Below are 26881 nucleotides of genomic sequence, written 5' to 3'. Positions count from 1 at the left end.
ATGCAGTGGCTAAGAAACCGGGTTTCTGCGATTATCTTTGTAGCGCAGCGAAAGATATCGGAATCAACCCGGTTTCTGGAAATTTATGCACGGGCTAAGTTTCTGGAAGATTATTTTTATTGCCCTAAAAACAATATTAAAACTTCATTATATCACGAATCTAAGTTTTTTTGCGAATAAAACAACTTTATGGTACACTACCAGATTGTGAATATTAATCAAAAGTAAAGTAACAAGCCGGGAGAAATCTAAATGACACAGCAAACCCTGCACGGAACCAGCCGCAAAAGAAAAAGAACATCCGGTTTTCGCGCCAGAATGCGTACCGTAAACGGTCGATTGGTAATCAAAGCCCGCCGCAGCAAAGGTCGCCACCGCCTCGCAGTCTAGCACTGCAGCCTTGGTGGAGAAGCCTCAACGATCGCAGCTACCATGTTGCCTCCTACAAACCGACTCAAGCACCGAAAAGACTTCAGCGCCGTTTACCGCAAGGGAATGCGCCGCAACTCGGCTCATTTCAGCTTAAGAGCTCTTCGCAAACCTAAAAGCGTCGAATTAAACAAACCGACGACAGCCGAGAAATCGGTGCCACCAACTCGCACGGGCATTTCTATCAGTCTCAAGGTGAGCAAGCGCGCTGTAGTCCGTAACCGGATTAAGCGCCAGATTCGGGCAGCTTTGCGAGAGCTATTGCCCAGATTAAAATTTGGGTGGGATTTAGTAATTGTCGTGCGTCCGATCGCACAAGAGTGCAATTATGCAGAAATTCTGCAAGAATTAGAGCAGTTGTTGGTAGAAGCCGAGGTACTAGATGGGAATTCGAGAGGAAGTATATTATGAAGGCGGCCCCGCGCTTGGAGACTTGATCATCAACTTGCTCCTGGGGCTTACTGTCGTGGGAATCCCCCTCGCAGTAGGAGCAATTGTCCGGGCTCTGTGGCTGCGCTACCGGATCACCAGCCGCCGTGTCTCCATAACTAGCGGTTGGATGGGGCGCGATCGCACAGATGTTATCTACTCCGATATAGTCAAAATGGTCACAGTACCTCGCGGTTTCGGGAGTTACGGAGACATGGTGCTGACAATGAAAAATGGCGGCCGCTTAGAATTGCGATCGATTCCGAAATTCCGAGCCATGTATGATTACATTAACGAAAAACTGCCCGCAGCCGCTCAAAAAGCCAACGCGGCTAAAACTAAATAACCGCAGCGCTTTCACCCTAGTTTGAAGCCCAAATTAGTCTGTTTTCGCATTTGCAGATTCTTCGACAACGCAAGTGAACAAGTTTGAAATTTGAGATTTATTTGCTGCCGATGAATCTGGAATGTTGAACAAAAGTCTAAAATTAGAGGCTGCTAACGACAGAAGTCGGGCGCTTGTGTCCGTTTGTTGGGTGAAGTCAGGGCGAGTATTAGCCAATTGATTACAAAAACCTGCGGGTCGGGCGGTCGATCGACAGGCAATGTCCTAAGATATAGACAAAAGCCTAAAAAGTGAGACGGCCCGCCTTCAGCGGGTAAAAATAGTTCTCAACAGCAAACAAAGAGCAGCTAAATTAACTCAAAGCGAATGGATTTTGGTATCTCGTTTCTCTCCAACAACCTAATGCTGCCGATCCTAGATTTTTTCTACGGGATCGTGCCAAGCTACGGTTTAGCGATCGTAGCTCTGACGCTCGTGATTCGCTTTGCTCTTTATCCTCTCAACGCAGGCTCTCTTCGCAATATGCGACGAATGAAAGTAGCCCAGCCGTTGATGAAAGAGCGAGTAGATCAAATTCAAAAACTCTATAAAGACAATCCTACTAAACAGCAGGAGGAAATGAGCCAAGTCTACAAAGAATTTGGCAACCCTCTAGCAGGATGTTTCCCGTTGGTGCTGCAAATGCCAGTGCTGTTTGCACTTTTCGCAACGCTCAGGGGTTCGCCATTTTCTGACATAAATTACAACGTCAACCTTGAAATTGTCCCGAAAGAACAAATCGAAACTGTTCAACCGCAAGCTTTTGCTACACCGCCCCAAAATATTTACTTCACAGGTACTTTTCACGCTCCAATTGTGGGCGTGATTCCAGGTGGCAACAAACTCGCAGTCGGCGACACAACCAAAATAAATTTTCAAACCTCAGAGGGTAAAGCTCTTCAAAGCATAGCGACAGAAAATAAAAGCGAAATAGACCTTGAACCCCGCTGGAAAATTATCAAAGGCGAAGAACTCGTCAACGTAGACGAACAGGGCAACATCACAGCCTTAGCGCCCGGTGAAATCACTGTTGAAGGCATAATCCCCGGATTGGCCGCCAACAAAGGATTCCTGTTTATTGAAGCTCTAGGCCGCGTTGGCGCGATCGACCCAGATGGTAAGATCCACTGGGATATTTTGGTGATGATCCTCGGCTTCGGCATTAGTTTGTATATCAACCAAACCCTTTCGGGACAAGCACAAGGGCCAAACGACAACCCCCAACAGGCGACAGTCAACAAACTAACGCCAGTCATATTTTCGGGGATGTTTTTGTTCTTCCCGCTGCCCGCTGGCGTGTTGATGTATATGCTGATTGCTAACATCTTCCAAACAGTTCAAGCGTTTATTTTGTCCAGAGAACCGCTGCCTGAAAATCTCCAAAAAATCGTGGACGAAGCAGAGGCGAAAACTCAAAAAGAACAGGGATTAGATGCACTTCCCTTTGAACCAAAGCGTTCTAAGAAAAAGGCTTGATTTTAACAAAAATGAAAGACTCTCAAATGCAGCGCGGACAGGAATGGTTAGAAGAATTGCTAAAACTGTCCGCAATTCCTTCAACAGTGGTATGCGAACAACAAAAAGATTGCTATTGGATGACCATAGATCACAGCAATCTGACTCCCGAACAAGTTGCAATCTTAGTCGGGCCTGACGGTGATGCACTAGATGCGATTCAGTACCTCTGCAACGCGATTGCGAACATAGGTAACGAATCAGAAGAGTCCATTCCTTATACGGTGGAACTCAATGGCTATCGCATCCGCCGCCAAGAGGAATTGCGCTCGATGGCTGAGTATGCAGCAGATCAAGCGCGATCGACAGGAACTGAAATTGAACTAAAATCGTTGTCTTCAGCAGAACGCCGTCAAGTCCACGGTTTTTTGAGCGAATATGAAGATCTAGAAACTTACAGTCAAGGACATGAACCCGATCGGCGTTTGGTAGTGCGTCGGCGCTGACGGTAAAAAAGGAAAAAAGGAAAAAGGAAAAAGGAAACAGCCCAAAATTAGCTATTCCTTTTGACTTTTGACTTTTGAATCAGCCCAAAAACAGATACAAGCCCCCGATGTCAGAAGTGGATATTCCAAAATTTTAGACCAAAGTTTCAGATCCCAGATTCATCTGTGAAGTAAATCTAAAATCTAAAATCTAAAATCTAAAATCGACTGACTTGTGCCTTGAGACGAAAAGCATAAAACGGCGAAAGATGATTATGGAGACAATTTATATTCCTCATCTACTCACAAAATTAGAGCGGAAAGAGGTTATTGATTTTGAAGAATTTATTCCCGATTTAGAAACTCTCACTCCGGTGCGGGGACGATTGCAAGTTGCTCACCAAGGTAATTATCTTGAAGTGAAAGCAAAAGCAGAAACAATTGTTACTCTAACTTGCCACAGATGCTTGAAACAATACAATCATCGTTTAAAACTGCGATCTTCTGAAATAATTTGGTTGGAAGAAAAAAACCTTCAGCCCGATGCAAGTTCAGGAGAATATGAAGTTGATTTAGAAGATTTGGTGGAAAATTTGCCACCTACAGGCTCTTTTTCTCCGAGTGATTGGGTGTACCAGCAAATGTGTTTGGAACTACCGCACAAACATCTATGCGATACTGAATGTCCGGGAATAGATATAAATGATGATGATGATGCTGCTGCTGAGACAGAAAGCTCAGAAACATTATCGGACAGTCGCTGGGCTTCTTTGGCAGCACTTAAACGGAAATTGCCTTAGTCAGTTGGCAGTTGGCAGTTGGCAGTTGGTAGTTGGTAGTTGGCAGTTGGCAGTTGGCAATAGTCAATAATTAATGAAGTATTTGAGTTTTGCTTTTACACGCGAGTGCGATCGTCCTAGATCGCACTCAAACAAAAAATATTTTTACTCTCCGAAACAAATGCTTCCGTAGCTAACCACTAAAAACTGTGGAATAACGAGTTCAAAAAAATAACACCAGCTAGCCACCAATGACTAATGATCGTACCCGGTCGATTACAATAACAAAAACGGTTCGTAGTGTGGACTTTAGTCCGCATTATTTTCCATTCTAAAGTCCACACAACTCCAATTTTAGCTCGGTCAATCTACCGGACAACAAATAACAAATAACAAACAACAAATAACTAATAACTAATAACTAATAACTAATAACTAATGACTATTTTTAGCGACGAGTTTGAACTGCTGCTACGATCGCGCTACCCCCTAATTTACATTCCCACACGGGAAGAAGAGCGCGTCGAAGCAGCGATCGCCCAATGCGCCAAAAAACAGGGTTCTCGCGCAGTCTACATCTGGGATTTTGTTGACGGCTACCAAGGAAATCCCAACGATGCCGGTTTTGGCAAGCGCAACCCGCTGCAAGCTTTAGAATTTCTCGAAAAATTGCCCGCATCCGCGCCGGCGATCTTTATTTTGCGAGACTTTCAGCGGTTTTTAGAAGATGTTTCAATTTCCCGCAAGCTGCGGAATTTGGCGAGACTCCTCAAATCGATGCCCAAAAATATTGTCATCGTCTCTCCAATAACTTCGATCCCCGAAGACCTCAGCGAAGTAATCACAGTTTTGGAGTTTCCCCTGCCTGCGGCGGCGGAAATAAAAATTGAGGTGGAAAGACTGTTAGGGTCTACCGGACAAGCCATAGAAGGGCGTTTGCTGGACGAAACAGTGCGCTCCTGTCAAGGTCTGTCGATCGAACGAATCCGGCGAGTTTTGGCAAAGGCGATCGCCACCAGAGGCGAACTGCACCCAGACGACGCGGAACTGATTTTAGAAGAAAAGCGCCAAACAATCCGCCAAACTCAAATTCTCGATTTTTACCCAGCCCGCGAAAACATCTCCGATATCGGCGGTTTGGATAATCTCAAAGAATGGCTGCTGCGGCGCGGCGGTGCTTTTTCCGAACGAGCCCGCCAATACGGTTTGCCGCATCCCAGAGGCCTGTTGTTAGTCGGAATTCAAGGAACAGGCAAATCCTTAACTGCAAAGGCGATCGCCCACCACTGGCATTTACCCTTGCTGCGATTGGATGTCGGGCGCTTATTTGCCGGATTAGTCGGCGAATCGGAATCGCGCACCAGACAAATGATTCAGCTAGCCGAAGCCTTGGCCCCTTGCGTGCTGTGGATTGACGAGATTGATAAAGCTTTTTCGGGATTGGACGGTAAAGGCGATTCCGGGACAACCAGCCGCGTGTTCGGGACTTTTATTACTTGGCTGGCAGAAAAAACTTCACCAGTTTTTGTAGTTGCTACGGCGAACAACATCCAGTCTTTGCCGCCGGAAATGCTCAGAAAAGGCAGGTTTGACGAAATATTTTTTGTAGGTTTGCCCAGTCAGGAGGAACGGCGGGCAATTTTTGAGGTACATTTGTTGCGGTTGCGATCGCACAGTATCAAAAATTACGATTTAGATCGCTTGGCTTACGAAACTCCCGATTTTTCGGGTGCCGAAATCGAGCAAACTTTGATTGAAGCCATGCACATCGGGTTTAGTCAAAATCGAGACTTTACCACAGATGATATTTTAGAATCAGCCAGTCAGATGGTACCCTTAGCCAGAACGGCGAGCGAGCAAATCCAATTTTTACAAGATTGGGCCGCTGCTGGGAAAGCTCGCCTTGCTTCTAGATACGGCAGTCTGAGCCGCCGGATTCAGGGATAGTCGCTCGAAGACAGTCAACAGTCAACAGTCAGCAGTCAACAGTCAACAGTCAACAGTCAGCAATGAACAGTATATATAGCGTTTTCAAGTTTTTAGTGGGTTTTCTGCTAGCGATCGTCCTCATGGCAGGCGCTAGCGTGGCGGCTGCACTTTACTTTGCCGCTAAGCTAACTACTGTGCCCGAAAAACCGATGTTTTCCAACGACAAAACAGCAGTTCAGGTTGCCGGCGCAAAACCCAAGTCAACAGCGCAAGCTAGCCCTGTTTCTACATCGAGCGATGAGCAGTCTCCGAAACCCTTAGAACCGGGAGCTTACCGAGCTTTAGTGACTCAGCCGATCGGCTTAATTCTCCGAGACAGTGGGAGCAGAGACTCAAACCGGATTGGCGGTGTCGGTTACAACGAAAAAGTCGTAGTTTTAGAAGATTCCCCGGACAAAGAGTGGCAGCGAATTCGGGTTGAGGATGGCAATCGCGAAGGTTGGGTAAAGGGCGGCAATACTGCAAAAGTCGAAGGTGAATAGGACAATAGCTGATCTCAAGTTTTGCACGACAACCCTTATCCGCGATCGGGAAATTATCTGCCTTAAGAAAGCGTCGATCTGCCTGATACCTGGGGTTTCCGAGAGCGAAAATCTACGCAACAAGTCTAATCTTAATCTCCGATTCAAAAATTCAATATCACATTTATTTATAAAAGTCAAGTAAAGTTTATTTGCAATATTTGGGATGGCAATCAGAGACTCTGAGACTGTGGGTGCGAGTCCGAGCAAAATCAGCAATTTGACATTAAAGCCAAGCAGCGCAAAGGTTTTTTAACCAAAAATCCCACCCCCAGACCAGGCTTTGTATAAGTAAAAGCTATCTAATTAATTAGAGTATGTTAAGAAACTTAGCAAAATTTTAAGCTTAGTTGCGAAACTGAGGGATTTGTGACCTAGGCAGAAGCAACAGTGATAGCTTTGATCCCAAGAGGTAACTTTTCAGCTTAATAGCTACCAAAAATAAAAGATATGTACGACAAACGTCCCGATCGAGATTTGGCGACTGCTGCTGTAACTGCGGCATTAGGAGCTGGGGTGGTCACTTCTTTTGCAGTCAGCAGAGGCCAAAACCCGCTGGTAGCTTTGGCAATTACTGTTTTTGCGGCGGGAGTAGCTTTGATTTGCGATCGGTTCGGCTTAATTTAAGTTAATGTCCCATTTTTAAGACGAACATTTAACCAATAATATCGTGTCGGGTTGATTTGGTTTTTGTGATTGTAATAGATTAAACTCGATCCAAGATCCCACCTCTATTTGCAACCAGCAAGGGTGGGAATTTGTATTGATGCTTCAATAAATAATATTTTTATCAATCAAAAATAAAAATTTAGTCAAAAATACTCATAACATCATCTCCGGTCGATTACCGCAACAAAAACTTTTCGTAGTGCGGACTTTAGTCTGTTGTGAGCGTATGCAAGTCTTCACTACGAACCTTAACCGCGCCTGTGCGGTCAATCCAATCGGTGATAGAGCCATAAACCGCATTTTGGGCAGTATATCAGGACTAACTCAAAAATTTATCATTTTTGGCGATCGAGGTTACGATGTGGCTGCAAACTTTTTGCCTGACACTCGCGTCAGTACAAACAGCGATGCTATCTTGGTTGTTACCTGTAATTATTTTTGAAGGCAATTTTTTTTTGACAAACAGGGTTGCTTCGTGCGAACAGGTAAAACTCAGTCTTGATAGAATCGCAGCAACCCAAAGCTCAGTTTGAGTTTGCTCGTACACCACAGCCACAATTTAACAGTAAAAATTTATGGAATCCCTAGCCTACCTCGAACTTGCTCTTGTTTGCGAAGCACCCGCAGAGTCGAAAATTGTTGATGGGCCAAAGTGGCAAAATCGATCGACTCAGACTTATGTCCGTTTGTTGTCTCTGACCTTGATGCTGTCGGTTTTGAGCGCGGCCGGTTCGGCTTTTGCTCAAATAGATCCTGTTAGTCCAGATGTGCGCTCTGTTCAAGACAGGTTGCGGGAACTCGGCTATTTTCCCCGTTCTTCCACCGGTCAGCTAGGCCCGGTAACTAGACAAGCTCTGACTAACTTTCAACGAGACTATCAATTGTCGCTGACTGGCCGGCCCGATCGAGCTACGGCGATCGCTCTCAACAGTTTAGCCCAGGACGATCGACCTTTTAAAACTACTTATACAAACTATAGCTATACCGAACTCAGTTTTGGAGACACCGGTGCAGAGGTTTCCGCCCTCCAGCGCAGGTTGCAGCAGCTAGGCTACTTCAACACTCATCCCACAGGAAATTTTCGCGAAGTTACTGTCCGTGCGGTGAGATATTTCCAGCGAATTAATGGGCTGCAGGTGACTGGAGTTGCTGACCGGCAAACTTTAGCTTTGCTGTTTGGCTCCATCGGGCAGATTCCGCCCGCTACGCCTCCGGGGAATATTTCGGGAAATGGCGGTTGCAAGGGGCTGCGCTTCGGGGACAGAGGGGCGACGGTAGACTTGATCCAGCGGCAGTTAAAAGCTTTGGGTTATTTTGAAGGCGACGTTGACGGCAAGTTTCGCGAGCGCACTCTTTACGCTGTGACTCGTTTTCAGCAAGATTATAATTTGGTTTCTGACGGCTGCGCTGACACTGCCACTTTGACTGCTATCGATGCCGAGATGAGGTCTAATCAAATTACCTTATATCCTGGAGAAAATGACGAGCAGAGTAATGCTGGAGATTTTCTGGAGTTGGGCGACACAGGCCGAGAAGTTGAATTTGTGCAGCGGCGGCTGCAACAATTGGGTTATTACAGGAGCCAGATTCACGGTTGGTTCGATCGACCAACTCAGATAGCTTTGATCCGGTTTCAGAAAGATAGCGGGATGTTCGGGACTGGTCGGGTGGATCGCAGCACTCGATCGGCTTTGCGACTAGGCCACAGGCAGGCAGCAAAGGCGCAGCAGCCAGTCGCAAGGGGTATCCGGCGGGGTGATAAAGGGCCTGCGGTGCTACAGCTTCAATCAGCACTCAGAAGTCTGGGCAAAAATCCCGGCCCGGTGAACGGAGTATTTGGAGCCGAGACTGAATGGGCGGTGCTGTCGTTTCAGCAGGAACGCAATTTGTCTCCGGCGACGGGTATTGCCACTCCGGCAACTTTGACCGAAATTCAAAACGGATTGGCTCGGAGGTTGCCTGTTCCTGCTGTTCCGATTAGCAGCACTGTCAATTCTCGTCGATCGAGCATTTAATACTGACAAAGGTGGCTGCAAGACCTCGGCTTTTACAGGGGTTCAGTCACCGGAGTTTTGGATGCTCAGACGAGATATGCCCTCGATCGAGCTCAGAGCAGTTACGGCGTTAGCAGTGACGATTTGTTGAGTCAAACTTTTTAGGGACTTGCGGACGCTACATCAAACAAATCGGGTTTCTAACTTCCGAGTCATTCGTCAAATGATGTATTTGCCTTAAAAAACCGGTTTCGGCGTAACTGCGATCGCACTTGCGCCGGTTTTTTGTTAATTATTGTAACAATCTGTACTTGAAACGCGAAAATAGTGTACCTTCACTCGATTGACTCCAGAATGTTGTGGCCGTTTTCGGCGATCGACTTCGGACAAGACCAATTGCTCGAAACCAAAGACGGCCATCCCATCCGCAAAGCTTCGTGACACACCGTATGAATAGTTAGCTGGCAGTCTAGCAGGTGCAATCCAGACTTTTCAGCTTGCTTCATACCTGTTTTCAAAATCGAATCGTTGTTAAATTCGATCGTTCTGTTGCACTGAACGCAGACTAAGTGGTGGTGGTGGTGCGGATAAGGCTGATTTATTTCATAATGTTTGTGACCTTCTGCTAGTTCTAGTTCACGGAGCAGGCTCATCCTTGCCATTAACTTTAAAGTTCGGTAAATGGTGGACAAGCTAATGTTTTCTCCGCGATTTTTTAACAAAGTGTACAAATCCTCGGCACTCAGGTGATTGCCTTTGGGGAGGTTTTGAAAAACGTGCAAGATGGTTTCCCGTTGGGGAGTCATCCGCCAGCCTTTGTCATTGAGTTCGGATTTGAATGAAGACGCGGTGTAAAGTGCCATTATGACCCTCTCAAGAAAGTCTGCCTATTGACAATCATACACAACGATCGAGATATTGTGCAAATATCCGAGCTTATTGAAAAAAGGTTGAGGAAAAAATTTATTTTTTGATATTTTTCGATGGCAAATATGCCCGAAAGCCCCAGACAGAAGACATAGAAATCCTTGAGAAGTAGAAATCAATACTTCTGCTTTCCGTCTTCTATCTAGATTCAGAAACCGACAGTAGATGCACGCCCATTAATTTAATTGAGAGACTCCAGATAATCACGGACGCGGTTGCGGCGCTTTGGTTGACGGAGTTTTTGCAACGCTTTAGCTTCTATTTGGCGGACTCGCTCGCGGGACAAGTCGAGAGCACGACCGATTTCTGCCAGAGAGTAGGGGTGTCCGTCGCCCAAACCAAAGCGCATCAGAATTACATCTCGTTCGCGGCTGGTCAAATCAGCCAAAAGTTGCTGCAAGTCGCGGTGCAGAGCTTCCCGCATCAGCATTTCTTCTGGGGAGATGCTGTCGGTTTCGAGCAAGTCGCCCAATTCTGTATCTTTTTCGTTGCCCACTTTAGTTTCCAGAGAAACAGAGCGCGGGACTCGCAACAAAACTTCTCGGACTTGGGATGGTGTCATTTCCAGCTCGATCGCGATATCATCGATGGTAGCTGTCCGACCTTTTTCTTGAGAAATTTTGCGCTGGGCTTTTTTGATTTTGTTAAGTTTTTCGGTGATGTGAACGGGGAGGCGGATGGTGCGGCTTTGAGTAGCTATCGCCCGCGTAATTCCCTGCCGAATCCACCAGTAGGCATAGGTGCTAAACCGATAGCCCCGCGTCGGGTCGAATTTTTCGACGGCTCGCTCCAATCCGAGAGTACCTTCTTGTATTAAATCTAGCAACTCTAAACCGCGATTTTGATATTTTTTCGCTACCGAAACAACCAGGCGCAGGTTCGCCTTAATCATGTGGTCTTTTGCTTCGATGCCTTCAGCTTGAATTCTTTCTATCTCCTCGACAGTCATCTCTGCCAATTCTGCCCAATGGCGCTTGCCTTCGGACATAATTCGTTTTAGTTCTGGCACGTCGCCTACACCTGCTGTTAATGCCCAGCGTTCCAGGGAAGGCTTGTGTCCCAACTGTGCGGACAGGCGATCGCGCACCTCTATTACATGAACGAAGCGCCCAATTAGCCCTTCTTCCTGAGAGGCGACGGTACTGCGTAATTCCAGTAGTTTGATATAGCGCTGAACTTTTTGAGCTTCAGAGACTTCTTCGTCTCTACCTAAGAGACGAACGCGACCGATTTCTTGTAAGTAAAGGCGCACTAAATCCGTAGTGCGGCGGCTGGCATTTTTTTGCAATTTGGATGCTGTCTCTGCATCCTCAATCTCTGCTGCGCGTTGGTCGATGAGTTCGTCCCCAGCTTCTTCAGCATCTTCATCCAACACATCTACATCTTGCAATGGATTGACTTGCAGTTGTTCGTCGAATTCAGCTTCAGCGTAAAAAGAGGTGGCTGGCATAGTGATTTTCTCAGTTGCTCCGGGTGAAAAGATGCTACGCTTAGCGGTTATTTATAATTATGATGCCCGCTTTATTAGGACGAACCATCACCGCTGTTTGTTTCTTTACTAACTTTCGTGACTTTTTTTGCTGTTGTTCGATCGAACTTTGGCAGCCCCACTTCTTTTACAAAGATTCAGGAAAACCCTAAGAACTTTCTGATGTAACAGGTTGAAGGCCAGAAAAGTGCGTTGTACTTCTTTGTTTGTATAGCTAGTATAGATAGTGACAGGCTAAAAACAAGTGACGTTCGTCAGAAGTTAAGTTAATCTTCATCACCAATAACCTGGTTCCCGATCACTTCGGAAAATTAAGGATTTTTTTAATAAAACTTTATATAACTCGGCGGGATCAACTAAATACCTGCTGTGGGTGGAAGTTTAATCCCTTGCAGAATATGAGGTTCAGAGTTGATCTTATTTTCAATACCGAGTTGCGGCTGACGAAAAAACCGGGTTTCCCGACAAAAATTTAGGATTTAAACTGATAATTTGAGGAAAAAACTCGCTCGATCGAGGTTTTTTGCCGGAATCGCTTTTTTTGAGGAAACAGCAGCCGATAATTATTTTGCTGTTGGCTGTGGCTTCTGGTTCAACCTCACCCAAGAGAAACGGCATCGGAAACCGAGTTTTTTGCACTCGCGCTTGGAGGACGGAAAAAGCTGGTTGTTCCTGCTGTTACCGGAGGTCGATCGGGTTTGATACGGCGTGCGCTAGATTAACCGCACGCACTATTGGATCGCGCGTGCGGACTTCAGTTTGTTCTCAGACTGCGGAATTTAGTCCGCACTACAAACCCTTTTTTGATGGTAATCGATCGGACATGATATGAGCTAGTGTCCGATCGATCGCCAGTGCACCGCGAGTTTAAATTGCTAGCGCGGGTAAAGTTTCATCAACTCCTTCACCTGTTCGGCGTGATACGAACTGCGAGTTAAGGGAGAAGCAACAACTTGCAAGAATCCCAAAGATTCGCCAAACTCTCTCCAAGCATCAAACTGTTCGGGCGGCACAAAACTTTCTACATTCAAGTGCTTTGGAGTCGGTTGTAGGTACTGTCCAACTGTCAAAATATCGCAGCCGACAGCCCGCAAGTCGTGCATCGCCTCCCGAATTTCGCTGTCTGTTTCTCCCAGTCCCACCATGATCCCGGATTTGGTGTAAACCCCCGGTGCGATTTGGCGGCTGCGCTGTAACAGTTCGAGGGTGCGATCGTACTTTCCTTGCGGCCGCACTTTCCGGTAAAGTCGCTTTACGGTTTCGGTATTGTGGTTGAGTACATCGGGGCGGGCTGCGAGAATAATTTCTAAAGCTTGCCAATTGCCGCACAAGTCGGGAATCAAAACTTCTATAGTTGTATCGGGCATGGTCGATCGCACCGCTTGAATGCACTCGACAAACACAGACGCGCCCCCATCCGGCAAATCGTCCCGGTTGACAGAGGTAATCACAACGTGATTCAGTTTTAGCCGCTGCACAGCTTGCGCCAATCTTTCGGGTTCCGTCGGATCTAAAGCTTGGGGCTTTTTCTCAAAATCGATATCGCAGTAAGGACAGGCGCGGGTACAAGCCGGGCCCATAATCAAAAATGTCGCAGTACCCGCGTTGAAGCATTCCCCAATGTTGGGGCACGAAGCCTCTTCGCAAACCGTATTCAGGGATAAATCCCGCAAAATTTCTTTGACGTTGCCGACGCGCTCCCACTGGGGGGCTTTAACTCGCAACCACTGGGGCTTAACTGTCACGTCTGTCTCCGCCTGAGTAGTGTTTTACTAATTATTATATACGAGCTTGCTCAATTTTGACTTGAATGTGATATCGTAAAATGTGATGACTAAATTCGGGATGTAGCGCAGCTTGGTAGCGCACCTCGTTCGGGACGAGGGGGTCGCAGGTTCAAATCCTGTCATCCCGATTTTAAAATTAAATTTGATATTCTGCAGCCAGTAAGTTTGTTTCGGGCGATCGTCCGGCTGTCTATACTTGTACTGAGCTGAAATTGTCGATCGGGCTGTTCATCCCCCTTGACTCTAAAAATCAACTGTAACGGTTATTTTTGCAAAGCAATGTAGAGAATAATGTGTCAAGAATCAGAGCAGCAGTAGACAGTAGAGAGCAAGTCTGAATATTCTCTCTTTGTTGAGATTCGAGACTGTGTTTGATTGTATGTACTCGATCATGAGAAATTTTACCAAGGTTTGAAACTAGAGGCAAGTAAAAACACTGCCATAGTAATTCTTAACGATTTCTTAATCAATATTTACACCTTGAGATAGATGTATTAATAGCTGAATAGGCTTACAATTGTAACCAATATTATATTAATTGTGAAATTTATCCAAAAATCGGAGGATATTCTAGTGCAAAGAAGTGGCAAAGCCTTCGGCTCCTGCTCTCGCTGCGAAACAGTACCCCAAAAAATAGAGGGTCGCGGAGGCTTATACCTGTGGTTTCCAGTGTCGCACACGCTGAACAAGGTTATTTCTGCACTGAGGGAGACAAAACTTGAATTCCAGCTTTTAGAGGAGAGCAAGTGTTTGTACATTACCCTGGAGGGAATAGCAAAAGAAAACTTTAGCGCCCTATCAGCCTCGGTGTTGACAAATCAAGAATTGAAAGAAACAAAAGTTTTGTGGATGCGGGAAGTTGAACAGCCACAATTTAGCGATTTTTATCGCAGCACTTCCTTAGACTCTTTTATTAACTTCAGCAATTCTGATTGGCTGTTAGATTTATTGTCCCAAGAACGCATTACTACACATTTTCAGCCCATTGTTTATACCTCAGATACTTCTAAGATTTTTGCCCATGAAGCGCTACTCCGAGGTATTGACGAGCAAGGAAACTTAATTCCTCCGGGTCGAATTTTTGGTCAAGCTGAATCAGCAGGTATAATTTTTCAACTAGATGCTTTAGCCCGGACTCGCGCTATTCGCGAAGCCAAGGTACACGAGATCAAAGAACTGCTTTTTATTAATTTCTCTCCGACTGCTGTTTACGATCCCGCTACGTGCCTGCGAATGACGGTGCAGGCTATTGATGAATCGGGAATTCCTCACAGCAATATTGTTTTTGAAGTAGCAGAATCTCAGCATCCTCCCGATATGGATCACTTGATTAAGATTCTGACTTTTTACCGAGAAGCGGGATTTTTAATTGCCTTGGACGATTTTGGCAGCGGTTCTTCTAATTTAAATTTGATGCACCAGTTGCGGCCGGATTTTCTAAAGTTGGATATGCAATTGATTCGCAACGTTCATCAAGATTATTATAAGGCATTAATTACTGAAAAAATGTTAGAAGTTGCCGCTCAATTACAGATTAAAACTGTTGCTGAAGGCGTGGAAACTGTGGAGGAGTTGGAGTGGGTGCGACAGCGGGGAGCGGATTTTGTTCAAGGTTTTTTGATTGCTAAGCCTTGTTCTCCACCCATCGCAGTTACCAAATATATGGGTGGCGTAGAAGCTGTTTCTTTGTCTGGCTAAACGCTCAAATTTGCTCGTTTCCAGGTTCTGCCTCCAATAAAATAAGACAAGTTCGAGCCAGAGCCTCTAGATATTCATTACCAGGCAGAGCCTGGTAACGAGAAATCAGAAAATCAGAAAATATTAAACGCTTAAATTGCGCCGCAAAAAGCTTTCTAGGGATTCCATTCTCATGTTGTAGATAGACTCCAAATTTTGCACTTCTTCGGGAGTGCAGAAAAACTCGTTACCCAACAATACCCGCAAAGTTCCTAAGCTTTTTTGAGCTTGAGGATTCAACAAACCCAAGACATTTCGCAAGCCGTCAAACACAACCAAGGGCGGGTTAATTACCACAGGTTCGCGATTGAACAAGCGTCCGAAAATCCGGGCAATGTCGTCTCTGCTCAGAACATCGGGGCCGCCGACTGCTAAAATTTGGTTGCGCGCGCCTTCGACTGTTGGCGAGTCTGCGGCAATCTTTGCTAAGTCGTCGGTACTGACAACAGAGGTGCGGTTTTTGCCGTCGCCAATCAGCAGGTAAAGTCCGGTTTCTCGAAATCTTTCTGCTAGCGGTAATAAGCTGGAAGCAAAACCGGCAGGCCGCAAGATTGTATAATTCAATCCGCTGTTTTGCAGGTATTTTTCAACTTCTCGTTTGGCTTTGAATACTGCGGAATCTTCGTATCCTCGATCGACTCCCAGTACCGAAATAAAGACAAAGTGCTGCACTCCCGCTTCTTTGGCGCAGTCGATCAATTCTATGTTAGCGCGGTAGTGTACTGCTTGAACATCGCCGCCGGTGCCGTGGCTGCTGATGATGTACTGCACTCCTTGGCAGGCTTTTTTAATATCTTTGTCTTGTTTTAAGTCGCCAATAAAAATCTCGGCGCCTCGGTTTTCTAGTTCTGAGTAGCGAGATGCGAGGCGAACGAATGCGCGGACAGGCTTCTCTTGCTGTCTGATTTCTCGTACAATTCGGCGGCCTAGTGCGCCTGTTGCTCCGGTTACTAAGAACATGATTTTTAGTTGTTGGTTGTTATTAACCTTATAACTTATAAATCAAATTTCGACAATTACGGGGGCGTGGTCGCTGGGTTTGATTAATTTTCTGGGAGCAATGTCTATTGTACAGTTTTTTGCTTGTTCGTACAGGGGAGGGCTGAGATAATGGTGGTCGATTCTCCAACCATTGTTGCGGGGAAATGCGGCAGCGCGGTAGTCCCACCAGCTATAATGACCGCCTTCTGTGGTGAATTTCCGAAAGGGGTCGTTTAATCCTAATTCTATGATTTCTGTGAGTGCGAGGCGCTCGGCAACAGACAAGCCGACGGAGTTAGCATTGGCTTTGGGATTGTGGATATCTCGATCGTCCGGGACGATGTTGAAGTCGCCGCAAATGCACAAGTTGGGGAATTTATCTAGTGCTATTTTGAGGTATTCTTGCAGCAGTTTGAGCCACTTTAGCTTGTACTCATATTTCTCGCTGCCAACTTCGGAACCGTTGGGAACGTATACGCAAATAATGCAAATATCGTCGATAATCCCGGCGATGAGGCGTTTTTGTTCGTCAAAAATACCTGTGGTTTCGTCGCCGAGAAGGGGGGCAAATCCGCTGCTGATTTGCGTTAGGGGCGATCGGCTAAAAATAGCGACGCCGTTGTAGGATTTTTGACCGGAAATATAGCAGTTGTAGCCGAGATTGGTGAAGGGTTCTAGGGGGAAGTCTTTGTCTGTGACTTTGGTTTCTTGCAAGCAGAGAATGTCTATTTGGTTGGTTTGCAACCAGTTAGTAACGTGTTCGATGCGGGTGCGAATTGAGTTGACGTTCCAGGTAGCGATTTTCATTTTTTGTTTGTTATGTACTCTCTGATTGCTGGCTCGATCGTGAAGTGCGATCGCCCGTTTTGTTTGACTGTTTCAACTAATGACCGTCGTCCTAAAGATTGCATGACTTTCAAGAGTTCTGGCGGTGATAGTTGCAGGTTGTCTGGCTTGTTTGAGATGTCTGCTGGTTCGATCGCACTTGCTAGCCAAGAGATAACTTGTTGTTCGGATGCTGTTAGGCGATCGCACTGCTGCTGCAATAGTGATTCTAAGTCACCTAAAAACAGGGTATCATAGGAGAGGAATTCGGAAACGCTGCCGCCGAACAAGTCTTGAATTAATGTGGCAATTATATTTAACCATAAGGGATTGCCTCGGTAAAGGTCGATTAGTTGTGACCATTTTTCCGGTTCTGCTAATCCTTTTTCTCTGAATATTTCTTGTGCTTCCGGGCCTAAAGCGTTGAGTTGCAGAGATTTGCAGGGGCGGTTTTCACCTTCTAAGGCGGCGATTTCTCTGGGTTTTTCCCAACTCAGGAGGATTAAGCAACTGTTGTGGGATGATTCTGTTATTTGTTTGAAGAATGCGCCGTAATTTTCATATCCAGGTTGGTAATTTCCTGCGAGTTGTCCGCTGCTGAAAATGGTTTGGATATCATCGAGGATTAGGAGACAGCGGTGCGATCGTAAATATTCTAGTAGGGGCAATCCCCCCGTGGTTGCCGTTTCTTCGGGATAGGGAACGGGCACGGGGGCATCGCCCCTACAGAATTTAATTAAGTCGGTTTGGAGTGATGCCAGGGGTGGAGAGTTGCGGAGACTTCGCCAGATGATGCGATCGAATTCGTGTTGAATTTGTGAGATTAGTTGGAGAGTAAGGGCGGTTTTGCCAATACCGGATAAGCCTAAGATGGTGATGAGGCGGGTGCGGCCTAAAATCCAGTTTTCGAGCGTGGTGAGTTCGGATGTGCGGTTATAGAATAGGTTGGGTTCTGGTGCATCAGCTAAATCTAAATGTATTTTCCGTTCGGAATTGCTTGTTTTTTCGTTAAATTTATTCTTGTCTTGCGGTTCAGATTGTGAGACTTCTGGGGAGGGCAAACTTTCAGAAGAGAGGTTGCCAATATGGATACAGCCATTCCCGACGAGTGAGACAATATTAGAAGCTTGTAAATTTTCCAGTTTGGCTCTAAAATTTGCTTTAGATACTTGTTCCTTGCCTAATGCAACTGATAAAAGTTTCCATAATTTAAAGCCAACCTCTTTAACGTATTTCTCTGAACGGTTGTGATGCTGTGCAATTTCTTTATATTTCTGATTGTTCCAAGCACCACGTAATATAGCTTTTTGCAGACTATCTAAGTGTTTTCCCGTAGTAGTCAAAGCTAGATGGTCAACAAATTCTAAAGCTTCTTCAACGTCCATCGGTCACGTATATGCAAGGGGTTGAGCTAATTATAACCTAAGTAGGCATAACTTTTTCAAACTTGACCACCTAAATGTGACTTTTTATGGCCTGACCATTAAGAGAAAGTTCCTACTAAATATGACTTTATAGGCCTTGACAAACTTTAGCATTTAGGAAATAATAATTCATGCTAATCATAAATTAAAAATACTTATGGAAAGAGCGCTTGGTAAGTGGATATTTTCAGGTTTCCCTGGTTTAGAATATGTAATGGCTGGGTATATTTTAGTCGGAATGATAGTAGGAATACTGGGATTTTTTGTATTTTTTTACTTGCTCAAGTGCCTAGTGAGTAATAAAAATCCCTTAAAATATTCAGATCCCTTATCTCAACAGCCTAAAAAATATAAGTTTCTAGTAAAGGTTTGCATAGCTTATATAGCTCTAAACTTTTTCCTACTTTTTGTCCCTTATGGAGGTTTATCATCAGGTATTTTAGGTCATTTAGTCTTAATGTTATGGATGATTTCAAACGATCCGAAAGATTCAGGAGCTGGTTTTGTTTTTATATTTGGAATAATATTGATGGGAATTATTGGATGGGGGGCTATTGATTCGGGGATTATTTCCTTGGAAAATTCACAAGATTGGACATTTGAAGATGAAATGCGAAGGGGTGAACAATTTGAGAACCAAAGGCAAAAAATGATACAAGAGTGCTATGCAAAAGGTGGTGATAGTATAATTTGCGATCGATAAGGTACTGGTAAACCTGATTGCGATTATTTTCATTTTAGATGTTATCATCTCAATAGCGTAAAGCTAACTGAACTAATTTGGGGAATTATAAACTAATTGTAGTATGGAAAGCTACCCTCTCTTTAGGGAAATTAGTTGAATGGAGACAGAATAGAAAATGGCAGTCCTGTAGAATACTAAGGGGAATACAAGATGGCTAGAGATATAGAAGCAAGACGAACTAGATACAATGGGGTGACATTCAGATCTAAGTTAGAGGCTCAATGGGCTGTCTTCTGGGATGAGCTAGGAGTGAAATGGGAGTACGAACCACAGATGTTTGAGCTTCCAGATGGAAAGCAATATATACCTGATTTGTGGATAGTTGATTTAGCTTTATGGGTCGAGATTAAGCCTAATGCAAAAATTGCACACGAAGAGGATGCAAAGTGGAAATGTGAACAATTAGCTTATAAAACTGGCGACCGAGTATACTTAGACCAGGGTGGATTCGCTTGGCCTATTTCTGAAGACTGGGCATACTCAAATGCCTTTGTTGCAGGGGGTGCCGAGGTATACTCAGTTCTTTTTTACGAGATCACGGGTCATGTTGAAGGAGATTTTATATATCACTCAGAGAACCATTATTGGGCTACCTGCCCTGAATGTGGGAAATTAGGGATTGCGAAAGACCTACGAGAAGGCTACTCAATCAATTATATTTTTTCATGTGAGTGCTATACCCGGACCCGGCATCTTTCGCTACATAGCAATTCTGAAATAGTAATGAAAGCATACGATAAAGCATTAAAATATTGGAGCTAAAAAAAATCAAAATTTCCTATCATAGCTATATAGATAAATTTCTCACTGTTAAAGCTAACCTGATGATTATCTAATCAAATCCCGATCGCGAATTGAGAATTTTTCATTCTGAGTTTGCAGGTACTTGAACGAAAATCCCAGACTTTCCGGCGGTTTCCGTTGACAAGGGACAATTTTAGACTGAGGTTTCTTCTTTGACACGGGCCGAATAATATTTTTTCATCGACTCTTGAGAAATAATCGCATCACAAGATTCGTCTCTCGGCAAATCCCCTCTCGCTTCCAGCCAAGGCATTTCACTGCAAATCATTCGTTCCAAAGTTTCATCATCATACTCAAAATATGCCTCGGCAACTTCTTCGATAAATTGCCCAATTTTTTGGGGAAGTTTCGGTTGTTCGATTTTCTCTGTAATTGGTTCCCAACTAAATTGGTGTTGATACTTGTCTAATAAATCAGGAATCACCGGCCCGTGAATCCATGCTTGAAAATCTGCATCAAATAGCGGCTTACCGTAAACTCCTAAATACCAAGCTTGAGCGTAGTACATGAGTTTTTGTAGCTTGTAGACGTTGATTGCTACATCAGTTTGCGTGGCTAACCAGATGAAAGCATTTGCAATATCTCGATCGCTCAATTTGTCCGAATTAGCTGGAACCGCAACAACTTTCAGTTGACCTTCGCCTATCTGTTCCAATAGTTCAGAAACTGACAAGTTAAATTCTCCGGCAATTTCCTCAACTCTTTGCCAGACTGGAGAACTTACAGTTATTTGATATTCAGTTGTGATTGAGGTAGCTTGAGTCATGGCAGTTCTGAGAGCTAACTTAAATAATTGTAGCAAACAGTGCAGAATAATTACGTAAAGGCGATCGCCCTTACATCCCAAATTGTCAAAAAGTGCGATCGCACTTTTGCCCCTATACTTGCAAAAAAAATCCATCCGAGATAAACTGGAAATAGAAACTAAGCAACCTCTGATGATTGAAGCAAAAAACCTATGAGCACTCAAAGCTTCACAGCCATCATTTACAAAGAAGAAGATATGTATATTGCCGAATGTCCCGAAGTCGGCACAGTTGACCAAGGCGAAACCATAGAAGAAGCGATCGCCAATCTCAAACAAGCTACAAAACTCTATCTCGAAGAATGTCCCTTACCAAAAATAAGTCCCAGGTTTGTAACTAGCATAGAAGTTAGCTATGCCTAGATTGCCCAGAATATCAAGCCTAGAAGTAATTAGTGTATTAGAACGTTTAGGATTCTATCAAGCTAGGCAAACGGGTAGCCATATTGTCCTCAAAAAACCTCTTCCAGACGGAGAAATTGTTTGCGTTGTGCCACTCCACCGCGAGTTAAAAATTGGTACACTCAGCGGTGTTCTAAAGCAAGCAAAGGTCACACCTGATGAGTTTATCGCGAATTTATAACTGTCAATAACCCGGTTTCTCTGATACGCGATCGCCCTTACATCCCAAATTGTCAAAAAGCGCAACCTCTGGGAACTGTATCATTCAAACCAACTCCGACACTCTGCGCCGCCCTTCCACGGCTTCATACTCATCCTCTAAAAGCCAATACTGTGCCTCATCATAACCCTTACTAGAAAACACAACCTTATAACCCTCAGCCGGATTTTAGATCCGACAATTCCCCTCGCGTCACTTTTTGTTTCAAACTTCCCTTGCCATTTGTACTCCACATCCTCATCAATTGTCGAAAATCTAATATCCCGCCCTCAGCCATTTAACGAAACACCATTCGCTATTTTTGTCAACCTCAAAATTCCTTTAAATATTTTAATTTTGTCAACACCAGATACCCCAACCAGTAAGGCCAAATCAGAAAAATAGATTAGTTCAAAAAGCCACTCTAGGAAAATCTAAAAAATCTACTTTATTGATGCTCATTTCCCCCTCCAATCCATTAATCATCAGCGTCTATCAGCCAACATCTGCGGTTAAAAACTAACATAATTTTGCCGCCACCAAGCCCGCACAAACTTAATCTCCTCAAACGTATAACATTCTTGTAAAAAATCATAAATCGCTCTCAACCGTTCATCTCCAATAACTTCAATAGCGTGTACAATAGCCTGCTGGCGTTCCGATTCCACCAACAAATTTATATCAACTTCCCGGCCCGTATCCATCAATTCTACCAAATGTCCCGCAATAGTATTCTGGCTCATCCCCCGCATTTCTGCGATAACTTCTACAGTCACACCTTGCTTGTGCAATTCCCAGGTTTGCATCTGCGAATAAGACGGAACATTAGCAAGATTGGGAGGATTAACCACATCAGAAGGTGCAGCACCTGTGGACAATCCTTGTTCTTTACAAAAAGTGTGAATTGCCTCTAAAAAAACCTTGCCGTACTTATTTCGTTTGTTGCTACCAACGCCGTAAACATCCTCAAATTCGGTGAGATTTTGCGGGCGTTTTTCAGCCATGTCTCGCAAGCTTCTATCGGCAAAAACTACGTAAGGCGGCACAAATTGTTCATCAGCAATTTGTTTTCGCAGCGTGCGAAGTATGGCAAATAAACCTTCGACTTCTACAGCCAAAGACCGCACTCTTCCCTGTACTTCCCGCTGTGCTTCTATGGCAATTTCAACAGTTCGCTGGCGTTTCATGATTTCCCAACTTTTTTCGTTGAGTTTCAAGATGGGAAAACCGTCGGTTTTTTCGTCTAACAAACCTTGATTGATCAGCGAACGGCTCAATCTTTTCCAATCCTCTGCACTTCTGTCTTTGCCAATGCCGTAAGTAGAAAGTTGCTGGTGCTGGTATTGCAATATTTTTTGATTTTTTGAGCCGCGCAGTACGTCGATAATATGATTCATGCCGAATTTCTCTTGGCATCTCGCGATGCAGGAAAGAAATTTCATTGCTTCTATTGTCCAATCTTCAACTGGTTTTTTGTTGCAACAGTTGTCGCAATTGCCACAATTGCCTGGAAATGAATCGCCAAAATAATTTAATTGGACTGTGCGGCGGCACTCGCTGGATTCTGCATAGTTAATTACTCGCCGTAACTGTTGGCGGGCTATTCTTTGTTCTTGTTCGTCTGGTTTTTGCTCAATGATGTATTCGATGGTTTTGACATCGCCGAATCCAAAAAATAAGGTGCAATGGGATGGTTCGTTGTCTCGGCCTGCGCGGCCTGATTCTTGATAGTATCCTTCGAGATTTTTGGGTAAGTCGTGGTGAATTACAAACCTTACGTCGGGTTTGTTGATTCCCATACCGAAGGCGACTGTTGCTACCATTACTTGTACGTCGTCGCGAATGAAGCGGGTTTGGTTGGTTGTGCGATCGCTATCGCTCATGCCGGCGTGATAGGGTAAAGCTTGGATGCCGCTTTGTTGCAATTTGTAGGCAACTTCGTCAACTTTTTTGCGGCTGAGACAGTAGATGATTCCTGAACCGCCTTTTTTTTGGATGATTTGCAAAACTTGGGCAAAACTGTGTTTGGTTTTGGGGCGAACTTCGTAGTATAAATTGGGGCGGTTGAAGCTGGCGACGTGGATGTAGGGATTTCGTAGATTTAGCTGCTGGATGATGTCTTCACGGACGCGCTCGGTGGCAGTGGCGGTGAGTCCCATAATGGGGATGTTTGGGTAGCGATCGCGCACTCGCTGCATTTGCCTGTATTCTGGTCGAAAGTCGTGTCCCCATTCCGAAACGCAGTGGGCTTCGTCGATCGCAAATGCCGAAATTCCTAACTTTTCTGCTACTATATCCAAAAACGGCAAAAATCTTTCACCCAACAATCTTTCGGGCGCAACGTACAGCAATTTAATTTTACCTTCGAGAATTGCTGTTTGGCGCGATCGAGTTTCTATCGCGCTCAAAGTGCTGTTGAGAAAAGTCGCCCCAATGCCATTATCCTGCAAAGCTTCCACCTGGTCTTGCATCAGAGCAATCAGCGGCGAAACAACCACAGTCAATCCCGGTTTCAACAAAGCCGGTAATTGAAAACACAAAGACTTGCCACCGCCAGTCGGCATGACAATCATCATATCGCGTTTTTGTAAAGCAGCTTCGACAATTTCCCGCTGCCCGGTGCGGAAAGAGTCATAGCCAAAAAAATGTTTGAGGGATTGTTCGAGGGATGAGGGCGCGAGAGATGTTGGCGGATTCGACCCTGACATTTATTTGTAGTAATTGGTTGTTGACTTCTACCCTATTCTAGGTCTTTTGAGCACAATTACAGTTACAATATTTGAGAATCTAAATTTAACCAGAGAAACCGATGCCGAAAGCAATTTGGAATGGTGCCGTTTTGGCAGAAAGCGATAAGTGCGAAGTTGTGGACAACAACTATTATTTCCCGGCGGATGCAATCAACCGCGAGTATTTCAAAGATAGCAGCACTCACACTACTTGCGGTTGGAAAGGTGTTGCTAGTTACTACAGTGTGGAAGTCGGCGGGGAAGTGAATAAAGATGCTGCTTGGTACTATCCTACTCCAAAAGATGCTGCTAAGAATATTGCAGGATATGTTGCTTTTTGGAAAGGAGTTAAGGTTGAGGCTTGATATCAATTCCGGTTGAATTCAGAAATAATTGTTGACTGTTGACTGTTGACTGTTTAAATATTTGGACATTTGGACAAGATCAATGCAATCAGAAATAACTGTTGGCTGTTGACTGTTTGGACATTTGAATATTTGAATATTTGAATATTTGAACAATACCGATGCAATCGGAAACGATATCACACGAGTGGATGAGTTAAAAATTTGGGGCGGGTTTTGTGCGATTTTTGCACTTAAGCCGCCCCCTCAAATTTTAATCTTTTACCCAACCAGCGGCTGCTTCCCATCCCAAGCCGCGACGAACAACAATTGGTTCACTTGCTGTTAAATCGAGAATGGTAGAAATGTGATGACCGGGATCGGAATCATCATCGACAATGATATCTACTAACTTTAAAAAACAATCAAAAAGTTCAGCTTTGCCAAAGCTTTCTTCTTTTCCAGACGGCACTGCTGCTGTACCTTCTTCATCAGTGGTAATGTGAGCGGATGTGGAAATAATTGGATTTCCCAAGGCTTCCACAAGTGCAAAACAAAGCGGGTGGTCGGGAACACGAATACCTGTGGTTTTGCGTTTTGGACTCATTACCAATTTGGGCACTAACTTGGTAGCTGGTAGCACAAATGTGTAAGGGCCGGGGATTAACCGCTTGATAATTCGATATGCTTCATCCGTGACACTCGCATACTCGGTGATATTTGACAGTGAAGAACACAGGAACGTTAAAGGCTTATCATTGGATAGTTGCTTGATCCGCCTGACTCGTTCTACGGCTGATTTGGAGTTGAGATCGCAGCCGATCGCGTAAACTGTATCTGTGGGATAAAGCATCACTGCTCCATCTTTAAGAGCTTTTGCAATCTTCTCGATCCTGTCTTTTTGGGGTGCAACTGGATGCAGTCCGTAAATAATTGCCATGTTAAGATTTTGTAGGCTAAGTGGGCGATCGACAAATGTGCTAAAACAATCAATGTTGAAAATTAATTGCTAATAGTGAATAAAATAGCTTATTTTGACTGTCCCACCGGCATTGCTGGCGATATGTGTATCGGAGCCCTACTCCACGCGGGCGTTCCCTTAGACTACCTAATCGAAAAACTCAACTTACTCGGCATTTCGACAGAGTACCAATTGCGGGCGGAATTAGTCCAGCGGAACACTCAACAAGCAACTAAATTTTATGTCGATATAGCTGCCGATTTGCCCTTAAAATCAAACAATCCGGCTGCTGACTCCGCCCTCGATCCCTCGGAAACTGAATCGCCGACTTTCGACAACCGCCACCACCACCATCACGGGGAAGAACATTCTCACAGTCACGGCGAAGCAGATGCCGAAATTAGCCACAGTCATCAGCGCCATTTGCCAGAAATTGAGCAGATTATTATCTCTGCAAAATTGCCTCCGCGCGTGGAAGCTTGGAGTTTGGCCGTATTTGGCAAATTAGCAGATGCAGAGGCTGCAGTACATGGTATCCCCCCAAGCGAGGTTCACTTTCACGAGGTGGGGGCTACGGATGCAATTATTGATATTGTCGGTACTTGTTTGGGTTTGGATTGGTTGGATATTGACGAGTTTTACTTTTCGCCGATGCCGACTGGTGGGGGTACGGTGAAGGCCGCCCACGGTAGGTTGGCTGTACCCACGCCTGCTGTGATGCGGTTGTGGGAAACGCACCGAGTGCCGGTTTATAGCAACGGGATCGATCGCGAATTGTGCACTCCTACGGGAACTGCGATCGCCTGTACTTTCGCTGCTGCTTTTGGCCCGCCGCCGCCGATGCAGCTTCAGGCGATCGGATTGGGTGCGGGTTCTCGAAATCTGGCAATTCCTAATATTTTGCGCCTCTGGATTGGGGAGAAGGAAGAGGCGGAGAGGGGGAGAGGGGGAGAGTGGGAGAGTGGGAGAAAGACGGCTACTAATTCCCTATTCCCTATTCCCGATTCCCAATTACCAATTACCAATTCGCAGGAAACAATTTGTGTTTTGGAAACGCAAATTGATGATTTGAGTCCGCAGGCGATCGGCTATGTTTTTGATGCTTTGTTTGCCTGCGGAGCTCTGGATGTTTTTACTGCGCCAATTGTGATGAAAAAGTCGCGGCTGGGGGTTTTGTTAACTGCGATTTGTCATCCCGAATTTCAGGATGCTTGCGAAGCTGCGATCTTTCGCGAAACTACTACTTTGGGAATTAGAATCTCGACTCAACAAAGAACGATTTTGGATCGAGAAATCCAGAAAGTTACAACAGAGTACGGCAAAGTGCAAATAAAAGTTGCTAAGTCTGGACAAACGATTGTTAACGTGCAGCCGGAATACGAAGATTGTGCGGAAATTGCGCGAGTGAAAAACATTAGCTGGCGCGAAGTTCACCGGTTGGCGCTGCAAAGTTGGTACGATCGCACTTAATCAGTTCGCGATCGCACTCCGACAAAGAAACCGGGTTTTTATACCGAATCTGCGGGCCACAACGCAGTATTTTCGTAAAAAGCCCGGTTTCTGACTGGATAAATTCAGCAGATTAAC

General features: G+C 44.9%; 27 protein-coding genes, 1 tRNA gene and 1 pseudogene. 20 read left to right on the top strand and 9 right to left on the bottom strand.

What is annotated here, in order from left to right:
• The first annotated feature begins 252 nt into the window (after positions 1 to 252).
• From rpmH to QT998_RS27340, 11 genes are all read left to right on the top strand, one after another.
• The gene (gene rpmH, locus QT998_RS00930) at positions 253 to 390 is read left to right on the top strand and encodes a 50S ribosomal protein L34 (protein ID WP_193974120.1); all 138 of its coding nucleotides are present in this window, start codon (positions 253 to 255) and stop codon (positions 388 to 390) included.
• Positions 391 to 432: 42 nt separating this feature from the next.
• Entirely contained in the window at positions 433 to 840 is a 408-nt protein-coding gene (rnpA, locus tag QT998_RS00925) for a ribonuclease P protein component (protein WP_194010925.1), read from the top strand.
• Positions 812 to 1204: a PH domain-containing protein gene (locus QT998_RS00920; protein WP_333113547.1), complete on the top strand. Its 393-nt coding sequence runs from the start codon at positions 812 to 814 to the stop codon at positions 1202 to 1204. Before rnpA ends, QT998_RS00920 begins: the two co-directional genes overlap by 29 nt.
• Before the next feature lie 366 nt (positions 1205 to 1570).
• Positions 1571 to 2719 carry a membrane protein insertase YidC gene (yidC, locus tag QT998_RS00915; RefSeq protein ID WP_333113550.1) on the top strand — a complete coding sequence of 383 codons (1149 nt, stop codon included), beginning with the start codon at positions 1571 to 1573 and terminating at the stop codon, positions 2717 to 2719.
• An 11-nt stretch (positions 2720 to 2730) separates the two neighbouring features.
• Entirely contained in the window at positions 2731 to 3204 is a 474-nt protein-coding gene (locus tag QT998_RS00910) for a Jag family protein (protein WP_194010922.1), read from the top strand.
• Positions 3205 to 3458: 254 nt separating this feature from the next.
• Positions 3459 to 3983 (top strand): YceD family protein, encoded by a 525-nt coding sequence (locus tag QT998_RS00905; RefSeq protein ID WP_333092778.1) that lies wholly within the window; start codon positions 3459 to 3461, stop codon positions 3981 to 3983.
• Between the two features lie 417 nt (positions 3984 to 4400).
• Positions 4401 to 5909: an AAA family ATPase gene (locus tag QT998_RS00900; protein WP_333092777.1), complete on the top strand. Its 1509-nt coding sequence runs from the start codon at positions 4401 to 4403 to the stop codon at positions 5907 to 5909.
• 62 nt (positions 5910 to 5971) lie between these two features.
• Positions 5972 to 6433, top strand: a complete 462-nt coding sequence (locus QT998_RS00895; protein WP_194067479.1) for an SH3 domain-containing protein — start codon at positions 5972 to 5974, stop codon at positions 6431 to 6433.
• A gap of 489 nt (positions 6434 to 6922) precedes the next feature.
• On the top strand, positions 6923 to 7099 hold the full coding sequence (locus tag QT998_RS00890) for a hypothetical protein (RefSeq protein ID WP_194010918.1): 177 nt from the start codon (positions 6923 to 6925) through the stop codon (positions 7097 to 7099).
• Positions 7100 to 7716: 617 nt separating this feature from the next.
• Entirely contained in the window at positions 7717 to 9156 is a 1440-nt protein-coding gene (locus tag QT998_RS00885) for a peptidoglycan-binding domain-containing protein (RefSeq protein ID WP_333113552.1), read from the top strand.
• Between the two features lie 15 nt (positions 9157 to 9171).
• Entirely contained in the window at positions 9172 to 9300 is a 129-nt protein-coding gene (locus QT998_RS27340) for a hypothetical protein (RefSeq protein ID WP_442921515.1), read from the top strand.
• A 170-nt stretch (positions 9301 to 9470) separates the two neighbouring features.
• Here the strand turns inward: QT998_RS27340 and QT998_RS00880 are convergent, their stop codons facing one another.
• Both QT998_RS00880 and sigC read right to left on the bottom strand, forming a co-directional pair.
• A complete protein-coding gene (locus QT998_RS00880) occupies positions 9471 to 9998 on the bottom strand; it encodes a transcriptional repressor (protein ID WP_333092774.1) in 528 nt (175 codons plus the stop codon).
• A 245-nt stretch (positions 9999 to 10243) separates the two neighbouring features.
• Complete coding sequence (gene sigC, locus QT998_RS00875; protein ID WP_194010915.1) at positions 10244 to 11512, bottom strand: RNA polymerase sigma factor SigC; 1269 nt, start codon at positions 11510 to 11512, stop codon at positions 10244 to 10246.
• Positions 11513 to 12043: 531 nt separating this feature from the next.
• Between sigC and QT998_RS00870 the strand changes: the two genes are divergently transcribed.
• The gene (locus QT998_RS00870) at positions 12044 to 12253 is read left to right on the top strand and encodes a hypothetical protein (protein ID WP_333092773.1); all 210 of its coding nucleotides are present in this window, start codon (positions 12044 to 12046) and stop codon (positions 12251 to 12253) included.
• Between the two features lie 173 nt (positions 12254 to 12426).
• Here QT998_RS00870 and lipA read toward each other — a convergent pair.
• A pseudogene (lipA, locus tag QT998_RS00865) lies at positions 12427 to 13302 on the bottom strand (lipoyl synthase); the annotation flags it as partial.
• 90 nt (positions 13303 to 13392) lie between these two features.
• Between lipA and QT998_RS00860 the strand changes: the two are divergent.
• Both QT998_RS00860 and QT998_RS00855 read left to right on the top strand, forming a co-directional pair.
• Positions 13393 to 13466, top strand: a tRNA-Pro gene (locus QT998_RS00860).
• Positions 13467 to 13878: 412 nt separating this feature from the next.
• Positions 13879 to 15036, top strand: coding sequence for an EAL domain-containing protein (locus QT998_RS00855; RefSeq protein WP_333092772.1), 1158 nt, complete (start codon positions 13879 to 13881; stop codon positions 15034 to 15036).
• A gap of 123 nt (positions 15037 to 15159) precedes the next feature.
• Here QT998_RS00855 and QT998_RS00850 read toward each other — a convergent pair whose 3' ends face one another.
• Genes QT998_RS00850 through QT998_RS00840 form a run of 3 tightly spaced genes read right to left on the bottom strand, consistent with a single transcriptional unit; the run spans position 15160 to position 18266 of the window.
• Complete coding sequence (locus QT998_RS00850; protein ID WP_333092771.1) at positions 15160 to 16035, bottom strand: SDR family oxidoreductase; 876 nt, start codon at positions 16033 to 16035, stop codon at positions 15160 to 15162.
• Between the two features lie 42 nt (positions 16036 to 16077).
• Positions 16078 to 16863 (bottom strand): exodeoxyribonuclease III, encoded by a 786-nt coding sequence (gene xth, locus QT998_RS00845; RefSeq protein WP_333113555.1) that lies wholly within the window; start codon positions 16861 to 16863, stop codon positions 16078 to 16080.
• Entirely contained in the window at positions 16860 to 18266 is a 1407-nt protein-coding gene (locus QT998_RS00840; protein ID WP_333113556.1) for an NB-ARC domain-containing protein, read from the bottom strand. The genes xth and QT998_RS00840 overlap by 4 nt, the downstream gene beginning before the upstream one ends.
• Positions 18267 to 18462: 196 nt before the next feature.
• Between QT998_RS00840 and QT998_RS00835 the strand changes: the two genes are divergently transcribed.
• Positions 18463 to 19008 (top strand): hypothetical protein, encoded by a 546-nt coding sequence (locus QT998_RS00835; protein WP_333092768.1) that lies wholly within the window; start codon positions 18463 to 18465, stop codon positions 19006 to 19008.
• Between the two features lie 192 nt (positions 19009 to 19200).
• Positions 19201 to 19812 carry a hypothetical protein gene (locus QT998_RS00830; protein ID WP_333092767.1) on the top strand — a complete coding sequence of 204 codons (612 nt, stop codon included), beginning with the start codon at positions 19201 to 19203 and terminating at the stop codon, positions 19810 to 19812.
• 175 nt (positions 19813 to 19987) lie between these two features.
• On the opposite strand, the gene QT998_RS00825 is transcribed toward QT998_RS00830, so the two are convergent.
• Positions 19988 to 20755, bottom strand: a complete 768-nt coding sequence (locus tag QT998_RS00825) for a Panacea domain-containing protein (protein ID WP_333092766.1) — start codon at positions 20753 to 20755, stop codon at positions 19988 to 19990.
• A gap of 57 nt (positions 20756 to 20812) precedes the next feature.
• Here QT998_RS00825 and QT998_RS00820 point away from each other — a divergent pair, with 57 nt between their 5' ends.
• Positions 20813 to 21022, top strand: a complete 210-nt coding sequence (locus QT998_RS00820) for a type II toxin-antitoxin system HicB family antitoxin (protein ID WP_333092765.1) — start codon at positions 20813 to 20815, stop codon at positions 21020 to 21022.
• Positions 21015 to 21242: a type II toxin-antitoxin system HicA family toxin gene (locus tag QT998_RS00815; RefSeq protein ID WP_333092764.1), complete on the top strand. Its 228-nt coding sequence runs from the start codon at positions 21015 to 21017 to the stop codon at positions 21240 to 21242. Before QT998_RS00820 ends, QT998_RS00815 begins: the two co-directional genes overlap by 8 nt.
• 530 nt (positions 21243 to 21772) lie before the next feature.
• Here QT998_RS00815 and recQ read toward each other — a convergent pair.
• Complete coding sequence (gene recQ / locus QT998_RS00810) at positions 21773 to 23968, bottom strand: DNA helicase RecQ (RefSeq protein ID WP_333113558.1); 2196 nt, start codon at positions 23966 to 23968, stop codon at positions 21773 to 21775.
• A gap of 101 nt (positions 23969 to 24069) precedes the next feature.
• On the opposite strand from recQ, the gene QT998_RS00805 reads away from it, so the two are divergent.
• The gene (locus QT998_RS00805) at positions 24070 to 24354 is read left to right on the top strand and encodes a DUF427 domain-containing protein (RefSeq protein ID WP_194012269.1); all 285 of its coding nucleotides are present in this window, start codon (positions 24070 to 24072) and stop codon (positions 24352 to 24354) included.
• A 253-nt stretch (positions 24355 to 24607) separates the two neighbouring features.
• Here QT998_RS00805 and QT998_RS00800 read toward each other — a convergent pair whose 3' ends face one another.
• Positions 24608 to 25273: an L-threonylcarbamoyladenylate synthase gene (locus QT998_RS00800; RefSeq protein WP_194067464.1), complete on the bottom strand. Its 666-nt coding sequence runs from the start codon at positions 25271 to 25273 to the stop codon at positions 24608 to 24610.
• Positions 25274 to 25348: 75 nt separating this feature from the next.
• Here QT998_RS00800 and larC point away from each other — a divergent pair, with 75 nt between their 5' ends.
• Positions 25349 to 26764 carry a nickel pincer cofactor biosynthesis protein LarC gene (gene larC / locus QT998_RS00795; RefSeq protein WP_333113561.1) on the top strand — a complete coding sequence of 472 codons (1416 nt, stop codon included), beginning with the start codon at positions 25349 to 25351 and terminating at the stop codon, positions 26762 to 26764.
• Positions 26765 to 26881: the final 117 nt, after the last annotated feature.

It is taken from the genome of Microcoleus sp. S1D4 (genome assembly GCF_036700765.1).
Classification (GTDB): Bacteria; Cyanobacteriota; Cyanobacteriia; order Cyanobacteriales; family Microcoleaceae; genus Microcoleus.
Note: the sequence above shows the minus strand (reverse complement) of the source record. Positions and strands in the feature narration are given on the sequence as shown.